Source organism: Kitasatospora sp. NPDC023176, from assembly GCF_055560495.1.
Genome location: NZ_JBVHIP010000018.1, coordinates 25,707 through 40,188, shown reverse-complemented (window position 1 = coordinate 40,188; position 14,482 = coordinate 25,707). Strand labels below are relative to the sequence as shown.

General features: G+C 72.2%; 12 protein-coding genes. 4 read left to right on the top strand and 8 right to left on the bottom strand.

The annotated features are described in order from the left end of the window. The first annotated feature begins 87 nt into the window (after positions 1-87). Entirely contained in the window at positions 88-1,167 is a 1,080-nt protein-coding gene (locus tag ACZ3YL_RS23675) for a hypothetical protein (protein WP_465659629.1), read from the top strand. Between the two features lie 88 nt (positions 1,168-1,255). Beyond that, entirely contained in the window at positions 1,256-1,612 is a 357-nt protein-coding gene (locus ACZ3YL_RS23670) for a hypothetical protein (protein WP_465659627.1), read from the top strand. A 314-nt stretch (positions 1,613-1,926) separates the two neighbouring features. On the opposite strand, the gene ACZ3YL_RS23665 is transcribed toward ACZ3YL_RS23670, so the two are convergent. The 6 genes from ACZ3YL_RS23665 to ACZ3YL_RS23640 form a co-directional block, all read right to left on the bottom strand. Further along, positions 1,927-2,781, bottom strand: a complete 855-nt coding sequence (locus ACZ3YL_RS23665) for a helix-turn-helix transcriptional regulator (RefSeq protein ID WP_465659625.1) — start codon at positions 2,779-2,781, stop codon at positions 1,927-1,929. 274 nt (positions 2,782-3,055) lie between these two features. Continuing rightward, a complete protein-coding gene (locus ACZ3YL_RS23660; RefSeq protein WP_465659623.1) occupies positions 3,056-4,429 on the bottom strand; it encodes a serine/threonine-protein kinase in 1,374 nt (457 codons plus the stop codon). Beyond that, on the bottom strand, positions 4,422-6,377 hold the full coding sequence (locus ACZ3YL_RS23655) for a caspase, EACC1-associated type (RefSeq protein ID WP_465659621.1): 1,956 nt from the start codon (positions 6,375-6,377) through the stop codon (positions 4,422-4,424). Before ACZ3YL_RS23655 ends, ACZ3YL_RS23660 begins: the two co-directional genes overlap by 8 nt. Positions 6,378-6,379: 2 nt before the next feature. Further along, positions 6,380-6,751 carry an effector-associated constant component EACC1 gene (locus tag ACZ3YL_RS23650; protein WP_465659619.1) on the bottom strand — a complete coding sequence of 124 codons (372 nt, stop codon included), beginning with the start codon at positions 6,749-6,751 and terminating at the stop codon, positions 6,380-6,382. Between the two features lie 759 nt (positions 6,752-7,510). Further along, entirely contained in the window at positions 7,511-7,852 is a 342-nt protein-coding gene (locus tag ACZ3YL_RS23645) for a hypothetical protein (protein WP_465659618.1), read from the bottom strand. A 270-nt stretch (positions 7,853-8,122) separates the two neighbouring features. Further along, positions 8,123-10,081 (bottom strand): APC family permease, encoded by a 1,959-nt coding sequence (locus tag ACZ3YL_RS23640; protein ID WP_465659802.1) that lies wholly within the window; start codon positions 10,079-10,081, stop codon positions 8,123-8,125. A 301-nt stretch (positions 10,082-10,382) separates the two neighbouring features. Between ACZ3YL_RS23640 and ACZ3YL_RS23635 the strand changes: the two genes are divergently transcribed. Next, on the top strand, positions 10,383-10,859 hold the full coding sequence (locus ACZ3YL_RS23635) for a Dps family protein (protein ID WP_465659616.1): 477 nt from the start codon (positions 10,383-10,385) through the stop codon (positions 10,857-10,859). Positions 10,860-11,366: 507 nt separating this feature from the next. Here ACZ3YL_RS23635 and ACZ3YL_RS23630 read toward each other — a convergent pair. After that, a complete protein-coding gene (locus ACZ3YL_RS23630) occupies positions 11,367-11,804 on the bottom strand; it encodes a winged helix-turn-helix transcriptional regulator (protein ID WP_465659800.1) in 438 nt (145 codons plus the stop codon). Between the two features lie 140 nt (positions 11,805-11,944). Between ACZ3YL_RS23630 and ACZ3YL_RS23625 the strand changes: the two genes are divergently transcribed. Continuing rightward, the gene (locus ACZ3YL_RS23625) at positions 11,945-12,817 is read left to right on the top strand and encodes an aldo/keto reductase family oxidoreductase (protein ID WP_465659614.1); all 873 of its coding nucleotides are present in this window, start codon (positions 11,945-11,947) and stop codon (positions 12,815-12,817) included. Positions 12,818-13,043: 226 nt separating this feature from the next. Here ACZ3YL_RS23625 and ACZ3YL_RS23620 read toward each other — a convergent pair whose 3' ends face one another. Continuing rightward, a complete protein-coding gene (locus ACZ3YL_RS23620) occupies positions 13,044-14,468 on the bottom strand; it encodes an alpha/beta hydrolase family protein (RefSeq protein ID WP_465659612.1) in 1,425 nt (474 codons plus the stop codon). Between the last annotated feature and the right edge of the window lie 14 nt (positions 14,469-14,482).

The following is a 14,482-nucleotide window of genomic DNA, read 5'->3' as shown; positions in this document are numbered from 1 at the left end:
TCCTGTCCTCGTCCGTGCCCGGTGCCCGCTCAGGGACCGCCCGGGTGCGGGTGAGCAGTCCCGTCCTCGTCGCTTGGAAAGCAGCCCATGGTCTTTGTGTCGCTCGTCGTGCTCGTGGTGCTCGTGGTGCTCGCCGTGGCGGGCAAGCTCGTCGTCTCGCGGGTCGTCCGGGAACGGCGGAGCCACCTGGAGACCGAACTGCGGAACAGGCTGGTCCCGCGCGAGCAGCTCGTGCTCCGGGAGGACGAGCCGTCCGCGGAGTTGGCAGCCGCGCTCGATGCCGCCAGGGCCGGTGACTGGCGCACGGTGGCCGAGTACCTGGCCGAAGCCGACAGCGACCGCGACGCGAACCGGCGCTGGATGCGGATGGAGCCGCTGAGCACGGCGGCGGCGAAGGAGGACCACTGGCTGCGGCGGTGGCGCGAGGAGGAGCCGCGCAACGCGGCGGCCGCCCTGCTGCAGACCGACGCGTTGGTCCAGCTCGCCTGGGAGATCCGCAGCGGCAGGTACGCCTCCGAGGTGACCATGGAGCAGGCCGACGGCTTCCACCGCGTCCTGCGCGAGGCGGAGCAGACCGCACGGGAGGCCGTCGAGCTGGCACCCGCCGAGGACCCCAACCCCTGGGTGGCGCAGATCGCCGTCGCCATGGGCCTGGGCTGGTCGCAGGAGGACTTCCGCAAGCTCTGGGCCGAAGTGACGGCCCGTGACCCGCACCACCTGCGGGCACACGAGGGCGCCCTGCAGTACTGGTGCGCCAAGTGGCACGGCAGTCACGAACTCATGCACGCCTTCGTCGACACCGCGCTCGCCGACGCGCCGGCCGGCAGTCTGCTGACCACCCTGCGGGTGCGGGCGTACTTCGAGCAGATCACCCGTGACGAGTCGGGGGCGGCGGCTTACCGGACGCCGGAGTTCACCGCGGCCGTGGACGCTCTGCTGGCCGACCTGGAGCAGGCGGATCCGGCACATCCGCAGCTCCAGGCCGCCCGGGGCTGGGCCGCCTGGTCGCTGGTCATGAACGCCCGGGTGGCGCACGCGTTCGAGCAGTTCCAGGCGATGGGCCGCGAGGTGGCCGGCCCCTGGCGCAACTACGACGAACCGCAGGCGGCCTTCGACCGGATGCGTGAGATCACCGTGCAGGCGATCGCCCGGATGGCGAAGGTCTGACGCACGCACCGCAACCGCGCGGTCGGGTCCGGCAGGCGTATGCGCCGGCGGCTCGGCCGGGCGACCGGGATCCTCGGCCGCCCGCTGGTTGTCGGCGAACGAGACGAAGGGCAACGGTGTGCACCCCGGCGTCGAGGAACTCACGCGGATCATGTCGCCGGAGCACGGTGCCGATGAGCGTGTCGACTGGGCTGCCGCCCAGGTGGACTGGGGAGTCACCTTCCCGGAGGACTACCGAGCCTTCATGGCGGTGTACGGCAGCGGCTCGATCAGCGACGAAGCGGAGATCCTCGCACCCGCGCCCGTCGGAACGACCCTGGCCGCGTCGATGGCGGACGTGACCCGCGATGCCCGCGCCAGCCGACAGAGCGAAGGCGGGCGGGCAGGAAATCCTCGACATCGACCCGAACGACATCCCGGCATGGGGCGTGACGTCCGGCCCTGACCTGTTGTGCTGGTTGACCGCCGACGGTGACCCCGACCGCTGGCCGGTGCTCGTCATCGGCCGTCACACCCGGCCGATGTTCACGATCCACCCGCCCGGTATGGCCGCGTTCCTCCGCCGACTGCTGTGCGAGGGCCCGGGGCTGTGGGAGCGATGGCCGCTCAGTATCGGGCGTCCACTGCTGACGAAGCCGGAACCGAGGTTCGTGCACCGGCAGGTGGAGTCGGACCGGTGGCGGACCAGTGGCGGACCGGCCTCGACCTGGAGTGCGTCGACGGCACGAAGCTGTGCATCTGCAGGATCGGGCCCCGCCGTCAGAGCCAGCCCTTGTGCGCGGCCTTGATTCCGGCTTCGAAGCGGCTGCTGGCGCCGAGGCGTTCCATGATCGAGGACATGTGGCGGCCGACGGTGCGGGAGGAGAAGCCGAGGCGCTGGCCGGCGGCGTCGTCGGTGAGGCCGGAGCCGAGCAGGCGCAGGAGTTCGCGCTCGGTGGTGGTGAGTCCGGTGCGGGGGTCTTCGGGGTGGGTGGCGCCGAGGGGGACGGCGGTGTTCCAGGCCTGTTCGAAGAGGTCGATCAGGGCGGCGAGGATGCCGGGTTCGGTGACGTAGAGGGCGCCCTTGCGGTTGTCCGCGAGGTCGATCGGTACGAGTGCCTGGCTGCGGTCGATGATCACCATGCGCTGCGGGATGGTGGCCGCGGTGCGGACTTCGCCGCCCTGGCTGAGCAGCCAGTGGGCGTAGGTGGTGACGTGTGGTTGGTTGCGGGTGGAGTCCTGGTAGAGGGTCCGCACGGCGATGCCGCGGGAGAGTGCCTCGGCGTCGGTGACGCGGCTGGCGAGGAGGTCCTCTGGTCGCTGGTTGCCGGGTTGGCTGCCGAGGGCCTCGGTGGTGGCGCTGTGGCCCATCCGTTCGAGGCGGGCGTGGATGGCGTCCATGCCGAGGAGGCGTTCTCCGTGGGTCGTGCGGTGTTCGGCGCGGTCCGCGACCATGCGCGTGACGGCCGCCCGTGAGGCCGCCAACTGGGCGTGTCGGGCGACGAGTTCGGCTTTCTGTCGGGTGAGGATGTCGGCCAGGCCGATGTCTGGACTGACCGCGCGCAACTGTCCGGGGTGCTCGGCGGAGGCCCGTACGAGGGCGAGCTGACTCAGCTCCTCCAGGTGGTCGTGCACCCGAACGGCGGTCAGGCCGCAGTGGGCGCGATCTCGTCCACGCCGTAGGCAGGGTGATCGAGCATCGCCTGGTACGCGGCAGTCGCTCCGGCCGTCAGGCCCAGTACTTCCGCCCCGCCACAGGTCGAGGCCCCGGAAGCCACCGTCGCCCAGCAGGAGCATTCCGGGCGTCAGGGAGACGAACAACCCCCGCTCCGTGGTTCGGGTGGGGTCGGAGCTACGGGCCGGCCGCGGCGGCCCTCACCCGGCATCGGGTTCGGGCCGGGGCGAGGTGTCATCTCCTGGAGCGCCAGAACGGTACGCGCCACCAGCGCCGACGTAGACCGGTGCGTGGAGGGGGCGGGAGCTCGGCCTCGATGGGAGAGGCGGAGGTACGCAGCAGCCCCCCGGGCGTGGGTCCGTCCGCTGAGTTTGAGGACGACGGCGTTACCGCCCGGGGGTGGGCCGGGGTTGGGGTCGGTCCGCTCTGTGGGAGGGCGGTTGCGGCGGGCCCCGCCCCAGGCGCAGTCGTGGGCTCCGGGACCGCGGGACGGCGGAGGAGCGAGAGCGTGGAGTCTGGAGGGCGCCGCCAGGACAGGCCGGTCGGCGGCCCGTCCTGGCGGAGCCGCTCGGCCGGTTCTCCCGGAGCGGGCTGGAGGACCGTCTCGGCCGTGGCGGGTCCGGCCGGCAGCGCCGGCGGCTCGGCGGGTGACGGCTGGTACGGGCGGTCGAGGTCGAGGACGAGCTGTGCGCGCCGCAGGGTGGCGCGGGAGACGGCGTCCGGCAGCCAGTCCTCCAGCGCGATTCGCCGCTGCGCGGTGCGGACCTGCCGTTCGGAGAGCGCGCCGAGCAGGCCGTCGACGGTCGGTCGGGCGGCGGGGTCCTTGTCCAGGCAGGAACGGACCCAGCCCTCGAGGTCGGCGGGCAGCGAGGAGAGCCGGGGCTCGTCGTGCAGCACGTTGTAGATGACGTTGAGGAGGTTCTCGCCGTCGAAGGGAGGAACGCCGGTCGCGGCGAAGCTCATCACCGCACCCAGGGCGAAGACGTCCGCCTCCGCCGTCACGGGCCGCTGTCCGGTGACCTGTTCCGGCGCCAGGTAGCCGGGGGTCCCGATGATCGCTCCGGTGGACGTCTGCCGGGTCGAGCCGTCCATGGTCGAGATGCCGAAGTCGATGAGGCGTGGCCCCCGGGGGGTGAGCAGGACGTTCGACGGTTTGAGGTCGCGATGCACGACGCCGGCCGCGTGGACGGAGTCCAGTGCTCTCAGCAGTCCGTACCACAGCGTGTGCAGTGACTCGGCGGGGAAGGGGCCGAAGGCGTTGACGCTCTGCTGGAGGGAGAGTCCCGGGATGAAGGCCGTGGCCATCCAGGCGCCGTTGTCGTCGGCCTCGGCGTCCAGGAGCGGCGCGGTGAACGCCTCCGGGATCCGCGACACCACCGAGATCTCGCGGCGGAAGCGTTCCTGCGCCCCCCGCTCGCGCAACAGTTCCGGGCGCAGGACCTTCACCGCCGCGGCCCGGCCGGTGACCGAGCGCGCGAGGTAGACGATCCCCATGCCGCCGGCACCGAGGCGCCCGAGCAGCCGGTAGCCGCCCAGCTCCCGGCGGTCGACCGACGAGAGGGGCTCCAGCCCGTCGGGCAGGCCGGTCCAGGGCCCCGGCTCAGCCATCGTTCCACTTCCCCCAACCCCGCCAGTCGGTGGTCCGGCGTCCCCTTCCGAAGAGGATCTCCCCTCTGAGCTTCCGGTCCGCCCGGCGGCGCCAGCGTGCCAGCAGCACCTCGTTCGCGCGCACCTCGGGGTGGTCGGAGCCGAGGGCCCGGCGCAGTTCCGGCAGCACCTCGTGGAAGATCCGCAGCGCCGTGCGGACGTCGCCGTCCGCGCCCGTCCAGTGGGCGAGCCGGGCGCGGTTGACCAGGGTGATCCGGTCCTGCTCGCCCAGGATCCAGTCCAGGTCGTCGAGGAGTTGCCGCAGGAGGGCGATGGCCGCCCTGGGGTCGCCGGCCTCGCCGGTCCAGTGCGCGTGCTGGCTGCGGGCGAGGAGCGTCTCGCGGGCGTCCCGCCCGGCCACGCGACTCAGATCGGGCACCACGGTCGCGAAGAGCCGCCCGGCGGCTCTCGGCGAACCGGACAGGCCGGTCCACTGGCCGAGCCGGGCCCGGCCGATGAGCGTGTGGAGGTCGTCGGCACCGAGCAGCCAGTACAGGTCGGGGACGAGGGTGCCGAGCAGACGGACGGCCTGATGCGCCTGGCCGGTCCGTCCCGTCCACTGGGCCTGGTTGATCCGCCCGACCAGGGTGTCGCGGTCCTCCGGCCCGAGGACCCGGTGCAGGTCCGTGACCAGGAGGCCGGTCAGCTGCGCGGCGGAGCCCGGGTCACCGGAGACCCCGATCCAGTAGGCGAGCCGGCCGCGGCCCAGCAGTGTCTCGCGGTCGTCCGGTCCGATGGCGCGGGTCAGGTCGCCGACCACTTCGCCGGTCAGCCGTGCCGCTTCCACCGGATTCCCGGCCTCCCCGGTCCAGTGGGCGAGTTGGGCGCGGCCCACGAGCGTCACCCGGTTGTCGGCGCCGAGCACCCGGGTCAGCGCGCCCACCGCCGCCGTGGACAGGTCGAGTGCCTCGCGGACCTGGCCGGCGGCGCCCAGCCACTGGGCGTACTCGATCCGCCCGGCCAGGGTGTCCGGGTCGTCCGAGCCCAGGGTCTGCGTCATCTCGTCGAGGACGTTGCCCAGTTCCGAGGCGGCCGATCGCGCGTGACCGCCCTGCCCGAGGCGTCGGCCGGCCTCGACGAGGGACTGGAAGCGCTCCCGTTCCGTCACCGGTCCCCGCCGGTCGGCGTCGGCCTCGGCCGGTTCCCGCCGGCCGAGGCGTCGGCCCCGGGGACGGCTGAGGATCAGGTTCGCGGCGGTGTCCGTGCCGCACTGCTCCGGCTCCGGCCACCCCTTGGACCGCAGTGCGAGCCGCAGGTGCGGGAAGAGCACACCGAGGGTCACCCCGTCCGGGCTGGCGCCCTCGACTCCATTGCGCAGAGCGCGGAGGAGTTCACTGGTGAAGGCCGTGTGCCGCTTGCCCTCCTCGAAGTGGGAGGGCGAGTTGGGCGGCGACGAGACCAGCGTGTACGCGCCGGCGATCTCCAACTGCTCGGCCACCGGCGAGGTGCTCCCCGACAGTCCGCCCGCGACCGCGCGGCCGGAGAAGCAGCAGTCGAGGATGAGCACCCGGACACGGGCCGGACTCGCCCGGAACGCCTCCCTGATCACGTCGAGCGGGCAGGCGGTCAGGGACAGCATGGTCTGGTCGGTCTCGGTGAGGGCGAGGAAGAGCTCCCCCTTCTTGTCGCCGATCAGGCCATGACCGGAGTAGTAGACCAGGAGCACGTCCTCGGCGGCGGCAGCCGCCTTCATCAGAGGCAGCCCGAGGTCCCTCGGCTGCCGCGGGTCCAACACGGTGGTGACGCGATCGGGGGTGAAGGCACCCGGTTGCCCCTCGATCAGGACGTCACGGAAGTCGAGCACGTTGTTCGCGATCGACGGCACGTCCGCGAGCCCGCTCTCGTGGGAGTACTGCGCGGTGCCGATCAGCACGGCCCACGAGCGGGCGGCGTCGGGAAGCCGGAACACAGTCAGTCCGAGGCGCCGTCGGCCCGCGGGTCGCCGTGCAGGGCGGCCCTGAGCACCGTCTCGACGTCGGACCGCGCGACATGCTCGGCGGTCACCTCGGTACGGGTGCCGTCCGGCCTCACCGTCTTGAGCCTGACGGTGCTGGTGCGGGGCTGGCTCAGGTACGCCTTGAGCGAGGCGGCGAGCGTGGTGAGCGCGCCGCCCGCCCCCAGCGCCACGACGAGGGTGTCGGACCACGACCCGAGTTCGCCCCTACCGGCAGCGGCCTCCCCGACGCGGACCCGGCCGCGGAGCGCCGGTTCGCCCGCGAGCCAGTCGCGCAGGTCGAGCACGGCGTCAGGGCCGCCTGTCTCCACCGCGAGCCAGGATTCCATCACAGCGACTCCCCCTTGGATCGAACCGATGCGGGCGCACTCCGCACCTCTAGGACGACGGCGCGGCGCGTCCTGTTCCCCCTGCGGCTGACATGGTATGACGGCTCATCAGGAACGGGCCATGCGTCGGGGCGCCGCTTCCTGCCGACCGGGAGCTGCGGCGAGCGCCTGCGCGGCGTTGTGGGCGCAGGAGACCGGCGAGGGCCTGCCCGCTGAGGCCCGCTGAGGGCAGACGGGGCGAGTCACCGCCGAGAGCCTTCCGGCCTGCCGCCGCCACCTTGCGGGGCCGGCTCCTTGCGATCGGCGCGGACCGTATGGTGTCCAGCGCCGCGGCCGTGTGGGGGTGACCGGGGCGACGGCTTTAGAAGTCGTGTGGTGCCGGCATCGCCACCTGGAGGCAGTCCTCCGCTTCGAGCTGTGGACGGCACCGGTGGTCCGGGGGTGCCCGGGCGTCGGTTGCTGCCCGCGCGACCCCGTAGCACCACTCGTCGGCGTAGGGCTCCCTATTCCTTTGCGTCGCACTGCCCTTTGGCTCCGGGGCGGGTCCGTCGCCGCGTTGGAGAGGTGCCGTGGGTGGCTGTGCGGCGCGTCCGGACGGCCGGCCCGAGGGTTCCGGAAGGACAGGCCGTCGACCATCGCCGGGCGAGCGCGGCGCGAGCGCGCGGCCGCCGGTCGGGCGGGCCGTGCCGGGGCGTGCGGGTCCCGGCGCCCGATGTACGGCGACGGACCTCCTACTGGTCAGCTCGCCGGGTCGGCCGTTCAACGGGTGGTGTTGCCGTGGACGATCGCGCGGCCGGGGTAGTGGGTGCCGATGTAGGTGCGGGCGGCGGTGAGGTCGCCGACGACGCCGACGGTGGTGCGGCCGTCCGGTGCGAGGTCGGTGTTGAAGACCTGGAAGTCGGGTCGGTCGAGGGCCTGGAGTTCGCCCTCGAGCTGGTAGTCGTGGCCGCGCCGGTAGACGAGGTCGGAGGTGACGTGGCCGCGTACGACCTCGGTCTGGCCGGGAAAGTGCTGGTCGAGGGCGCGGCGGGCGTCGTCGAGGTCGCCGATCACCTCGACGGTCTGCACCCTGTCGCCGGGGTGGGCCCCGACGGTGTCCACGTGCCAGGTGGCCGGGCCGACGCCGGCGTTGTAGATGGCCTGCTGGAGGTCGGCCAGCGCCTGCCCCCGGGGCCCGGCGGGCGATTTCCTGTCCTGCTCCTCGTCGAAGCCCGGTGGCCGCCCGCCGCGCGAGCGGCCGAGGCCCTCACCTCCCGCACCATCTCCGCCCGCCGGGCGGCGAGGCTCCGCCGCGGCGTCCCGTCCTGGTGTTCTCCGGGCCCAGCCCCCTTTGAGGCCAGGGCCGGCGGCCCGTCGTGCCCGCGCCGCCCGTCAGGTGGCCCGGGGCCTCCCGCCGGGAGCCGAGCGGTGCGCGCGGATCGCCGCCGAGACGTCGAAGGGCACGATGGTGGCGGCGACATGGGGGAGCCGGCTGACGGCGTGGGCGATCGAGTCGCCGCTGCGGGCGTGCAGGAGGCGCCCCACGACGGGCCCGTAGGAGCGGCGCGGGATCAGCAGGGTGACCTCGGTGCGGCCGTCGGCGCTCACCCGGGCGGCGAGGTCGGCGATGGCCCGGTGCAGCCGCCGGTCGGGGCAGTCCACCAGGTCGAGCGGCACGTCCGCGGCCGGGCCGGCCGCCCAGGCCTTCCGCAGCTGATCGGCGTGCGCGGTGTCGAGCGCGACGTGGACGGCGCGCAGCTGCGCGGGCCGCAGGGTGTGGGCGTAGCGCAGGGCGGTGGTGACGGCGAGGTCGAGGCGGTCGACGAGGACCAGGACGACGTTGCGGGTCCGGGTCGCGGTCGACGCCGTGGCGGGCGCGGCGTCCAGGGCCTCGTGCTCCGCGCGGTAGCGCTCGTTGGTGCGGATCAGGGCCCACACCCCGAGCGGGAAGACCAGTACGACGGCCCAGGCTCCTTCGGTGAACTTGGTGACGGCGAAGACGACGACCACGGCGGCCGAGGCGACGGCGGCCAGGGCGCTGATCGCGGTCTTGAGCACCCGGTGCGCCTCCCGGCGCCGCCAGTGGTGGCGGGCCAGCCCCGCGGCGGCCATCACGAATCCGGTGAACACGCCGATCGCGTAGAGCGAGACGAGCCTGGTGACGTTCCCGTGGGTGACCAGCAGCAGCACCAGCGACACGGCGGTCAGCAGGAGGATGCCGTTGGAGAAGGCGAGGCGGTGGCCGCGCATGGTGAGCCGGCGGGGCAGGAAGGCGTCCTCGGCGACGAAGCTGGCCAGGAAGGGGAAGCCGTTGAAGGAGGTGTTCGCCCCGGTGTAGAGGATCAGCGCGGTGGCGATCTGGACGGCGGCGAACATCGCCTGGCCGAAGCCGCTCCGGCCGAAGACCAGGTGTGCCTCCTGGGCAAGGACGGTGGGGCTGCCGGAGGCGAAGGGGATCGCGTGCGTCCGCCACGCCAGCACCGAGATGCCGAGCACCAGGGTGCCCAGCGTGACGCTCATGATCACCAGGGTGCGGCGGGCGTTGGCGCCCCGCGGCTCCCGGAAGGCACCGACGCCGTTGGAGATGGCCTCCAGCCCGGTGAGCGAGGAGCCGCCGTTGGCGAACGCCCGCAGCAGGACGAACAGCGAGGCCCCCATCAGCACTCCGCCGCCGGGCGCCCCGACGGGCACCGCCCCCGCGGCGTGCAGGTCCGCCTCGCCCAGGCGCGGCAGGGTCCCGGTGACCAGGCGGACCAGGCCGACCAGCACCGTCAGCCCGGCGGCGAGGACGAACAGGTAGGTGGGGACGGCGAACGCCCGGCCCGCCTCCCGGATCCCGCGCAGATTGCCGTAGCACAGCAGGCAGACGACGCCCAGCGTCAGCCACAGCTTGTCCGCCCCGAGGTCGGTGTGGAAGAGCAGCTGCAGCATCGAGGCGACCGCGTCCGTCCCGGCCGCCGCCTGCACGGCCACCGTCACCACGTAGTCGATCAGCAGGGCCACCGCCGCGACCTGCGCGACGCGGGGGCCGAAGTTCTCCCTCGCCACCACGTACGAACCGCCCGCACGGGTGTAGGTCATGACGACGTCGCGGTAGCACAGCGTCAACAGGAGCAGTAGCACCAGGATGACTCCGGTCACCGGTACCACCAGGGCGAAGCCCGCCAGCCCCACCACCGGGACGAGTTGCGTCAGCATCTGCTCGGTGCCGTAGGCACTGGAGCTGATGCAGTCGGGCGCGAGGACTCCCAGGGCCACCGGCTTGGACAGCGTCTCGTCCCGCAGCCGCGCCGTGACCAGGGGCGGCCCGAGCAGCAGCCGCTTCACCCGGTAGCCGAAACGCTCCGGCACGTCTGCCTGCTCCGCACCGCCCTCCGGCTCCGCGCTTCGCTCCGTCACCGTCGCCACCCCGCACCGCCCTTCGGCCCGTCCAACCCCGGCGCGCCGCAGCGGGCGCCGTTGCGCGACTGCCCCCGCAGCGGCCGGACAAGCCTGTCGAACCCGTCGAAGCGCCGGCATCCCCGTCCGGTGCGTCCCGGAGCCGTCGGCCGAACAGGCCGAACAGGTGTTTCCGACCGGCGAAGGAGGGAAGCCGCCGGATGATCCGCGGGGGCCGACCGACGGCTCCCCCCGACCGAAGGAGAGCAGCACCATGGGCATCGTCATCAGCAGCCCGCTGCCGGAGGCCGACCGCAAGACGACCGGACACGCCCTGCAGGGCACCCTCGTGGACCTGCTGGACCTGTCCCTGGTGGCCAAGCAGGCCCACTGGAACCTCTACGGCCCGCGCTTCCGCTCCGTCCACCTCCAGCTGGACGAGGTGGTCGCCACCGCGCGCGAGTACGCCGACGACGTGGCCGAGCGCGCCGCCGCGATCGGGGTCAGCCCCGACGGGCGGGCCGCCACCGTCGCCGGGTCCAGCAGCCTGCCCGCCTTCCCCGAGGGCTGGACGGCCGACACCGCCGTCGTCGAGTACCTGGTGAACGCGTTCGGCGCCGTGATCGGGCGGATGCGGGCGCGGATCGAGGACACCGCGGCGGCGGACCCCGTCACCCAGGACCTGCTGATCGGGCTCACGGCCGAACTGGAGAAGCACAGCTGGATGTTCCAGGCCGAGAACCGGACCTGACGGCCGCCCCCGGGCCGCGCCGGGCCGTCATCGATGGAGGACGGAGCGGACCTGACACCTTTCGGAGCCCGACGGCTCGGACGCGGCCCGGGCCACGGCGCGCGGCGGGCATCCCGGCCACCGTCCGGACCCGTCCGGTGAAGTCGGCCCGGGGTGCGGTTCCGGTCTTTCGACCGGTCCGTTTCCCGGAGCCGCTTCCCGAACCGGGCATGCGACTTGGCATCGCACCCCGGCTCTCCACAAGCACCGGAGGGGAACTCGTGGTGGCGGCTGGGCGACCGGCTGACCCCCGCGCGTGCAGGGAGGAGGCTCTCTGACCTGCGACTCTGGAAGGCTTTTGCCGTTCCTTGACTATTGCAGGCAGACGAGTGCGCCTCTGGAGAATGGGCTGATCCTGGGGGATGCCCCTGGCGATGACCGACGGTATCCGTGTCCGTATGCCGGCTCTTCGCAGTTGAGGGTGGAGCGCCGAGACCATAGAGCTGTTGGACGGTTGGATGTGAGTCGTCAGGAGGTGCGAGCGTCGTGGTCCTCACGGTTTGCGAGGACCTCGGCCATGTGTGTTTGCGCCCAGTTTCTGAGCCCGCGCGTCATGTGGTGGAGCGAGAGGCCGAGGTCGGTCAGCTCGTAGGAAACGGTGACAGGGACAGTTGGTGTCACGGTACGGGTGAGCAGGCCATCGTGCTCCAGCGACCGTAGCGTCTGGGTCAGCATCTTCTGGCTGACTCCGGCCAGAAGACGAGAGATCTCGGAGTAGCGCATCGCCTTCGGAGCGTCTGCGTGTGCTGCACCGGGCCGGCCAGGGCTGGTGTCGCCGCCCAGCGCACACAGGATCAGGACGACCCACTTGTCCGAGATTCGGTCGAGCAGCTGCCGGCTGGGGCACCCCGCCAGGAACGCGTCGTACTCCACCTTGGCCTGGGCCCTCTTCTGGGCCGCCTTCATCGTCGTCACTGATCGAACCTCTTACCGATGGGTGGGTTACGCACTCTGAAGTGCCTACTTCCCGACAGGAAGTTTCTCTCCAATGCTGATGCAGGGAGGCGGCAGGCGCCACCCCCCAGTGCACGACGAAAGGCATCAGGATGAGCACACCCTCCCTCTCTCTTCCCGGCGGTACCCGGACTCTGGGTGACTTGACCGTCACCCGGTTCGGCTACGGCGCCATGCAACTGGCCGGCCCGTGGGTCATGGGGCCGCCCACCGATCGCGAGGGGGCCCTGGCCGTTCTGCGTGAAGCGGTCGACCTCGGCATCACCCACATCGACACGAGCGACGCCTACGGGCCGCGCATCACCAACGAGTTGATCCGCGAGGCACTGCACCCCTATCCCGAGTCGCTGCACATCGTGACCAAGGTGGGCGCGACCCGAGACGAACAGGGTGGCTGGCCCACGGCCCGGCGACCCGAAGATCTGCGCCGCCAGGTCCACGACAACCTCAGGTCCCTCCAGCTCGACGTACTCGACCTGGTCAACCTCCGACTCGGCAACGCCGAAGGCCCCCAGCCCGGCTCGCTCGCCGAGGCGTTCGAGACGCTCGTGGAACTCCAGCAGCAGGGCCTGATCCGCCATCTCGGGGTCAGCAACGCCACCGAGGGGCAGGTCACCGAGGCACAGAGCATCGCGCCGATCGTGTGCGTGCAGAACATGTACAACCTCGCCCACCGCCACGACGACAAGCTCATCGACCGGCTCGCCACCGAAGGCGTCGCGTACGTGCCCTTCTTCCCTCTTGGAGGCTTTACCCCGCTTCAGTCCTCGGCGCTCTCGGCGGTCGCCGCTCGATTGAAGGCGACACAGATGTCCGTCGCACTGGCCTGGCTGCTGCAGCGATCACCGAACATCCTGCTCATCCCCGGCACGTCATCGACAGCGCACCTTCGCGAGAACATCGCCGGCGCGGGACTCTCCCTCTCGCATGAGGACTTGACCGAGCTGGACGACATCGGCCGCTGAACACCCCGTAGCTGAACGGCCTACAAGCCACGACCGAAGCCACCGTTCACGTTTCGGTCCCGGTCGCCTTCGCGCGACCGGGACCGAAGCAGGACGATTCGCCCTCAGCTGGTGGTGCCGCCGCTGCGGCGGCGAAGGCACACCGCGTGACACCGTGACCCGGCGCCTGGCGCACGAGAGCAATAGTCAAGACTTGTGGATTACGACTCCGTCGGGCAGGACTGAGTCACGGAGTGACTCCCCACCACACCACCCACGGCACGAAGCCGACCGCAGCAAGTCCGACCGGGGCCAGGCGCAGCCACATGGCCAAGCTCGGAGTCGGGTGGCTGCGCCGGACTGCCCTGGCCGAGGCGACGGTGGACAGCACGACTGCGACCGCGAGCCCCTGCACCACCAGCCACGAGGCGGGTTGGCCCGAGATGACCGGCGTGGCCGCACCCTCTCCCGCGACGAAGACAGCGATCGAGCACCCCACCGTTGCTATGACCGCCAGCAGGCCGAACCCGGCCAGCCATCGGACCGGGCGCAGGACCGGTCCGCGGCGCAGTACGGCTGAGATCGGGTAGGTGGCGAAGCCGAGGAGCAGCAGGGTCGGGGCGACCCAGACGTACCAGGCGTCGCGGGGTATGGGGGTGCTGGCGAGTTCCTGTCGGGGTGCGGGTTGGACGGCCGATGCCGGTGGGTGGCCGGCGGCGGTGGCCAGTACCCATGTCGTCATGGTCTGGGCATAGTCGGGGGCGAGTTCGCCGAGGTTCTTGCCCTGGAAGAGGGGGCCGCCGATCCGGTCGAAGCCGTCCGAGGTGCGGTGTCCGTTGTGCGCGCCGTGGGCGATGAAGCTGATGACGGCGTGTTGGTTGCCTGCGCGGGCGAGGGCCTCGCGGAAGATCCGCGCACTCTCCTGGGCCGGTACCTGTGTGTCGTGGTCGCCCCACAGGGCCAGCACCGGGGTTCGGCTCAGCCGTTCCAGCGCCGGCAGGGGGTCGTAGTCGGCTGCGGGGAACAGGCCGGTGGTGGCCATGAGTTGGGCGGCGGGGCCGGCCACGGTGCGGCGGAAGGGTCCGCTGACCCCCTGGTGCTGCAGGTGCGTGGTGAGGTTCCAGGCCTGGGTGCGCAGAGTGTCGTAGCCGGGGCCGCCGATGGTGAGGACGAACGCGACGTCGTTCGAGCGCGACGCGGCCAGCGGCGCCACCCAGCCGCCTTCGCTGAACCCCCACAGCCCGACCTGATGCGGATCGACCCCGTGGCTGGACTGCAGCAGCCGCACGCCGGCGAGGGCGTCGTCGGCCAGCAGGCCGAAGTCCCGGTGGAGCAGGGAGTAGCCGACGGTGCGTTTGTCGTAGACGAGCGTGGTGATGCCGGCCTGGGCGAAGGCCTCGGCCTCCTGCTCGTACTCCTCCCTGGGTCCCGGGCCCGAGCCGCCGACGAGCACGATGCCGGGCCCCGTGCCCGGTATCGCGTCCTTGCGGAGCACGGTGCCGTGCAGGACCAGGCCATTGCCGCCCCGGAAGGTGACCTCCTGGCGGATCAGCCCGTCCCCGTCGGCGTGCGCCGACGGCGCACCCAGCATGAGCAGGCCGCCGGCCAACAGAGCGGCCAGGAAGACCAGAAGAGCGCGCGGCGGTGGCGCGGTTCTGAGTGAGAGCAGCACGACGTTTCCCCCTT

Coding starts and splice junctions, on each gene's coding strand:
- ACZ3YL_RS23625 (WP_465659614.1), top strand. CDS start 11,945: ATGAGCACACCCTCCCTCTCTCTTCCCGGCGGTACCCGGACTCTGGGT.
- ACZ3YL_RS23630 (WP_465659800.1), bottom strand. CDS start 11,804: ATGAAGGCGGCCCAGAAGAGGGCCCAGGCCAAGGTGGAGTACGACGCG.
- ACZ3YL_RS23675 (WP_465659629.1), top strand. CDS start 88: ATGGTCTTTGTGTCGCTCGTCGTGCTCGTGGTGCTCGTGGTGCTCGCC.
- ACZ3YL_RS23635 (WP_465659616.1), top strand. CDS start 10,383: ATGGGCATCGTCATCAGCAGCCCGCTGCCGGAGGCCGACCGCAAGACG.
- ACZ3YL_RS23660 (WP_465659623.1), bottom strand. CDS start 4,429: ATGGCTGAGCCGGGGCCCTGGACCGGCCTGCCCGACGGGCTGGAGCCC.
- ACZ3YL_RS23650 (WP_465659619.1), bottom strand. CDS start 6,751: ATGGAATCCTGGCTCGCGGTGGAGACAGGCGGCCCTGACGCCGTGCTC.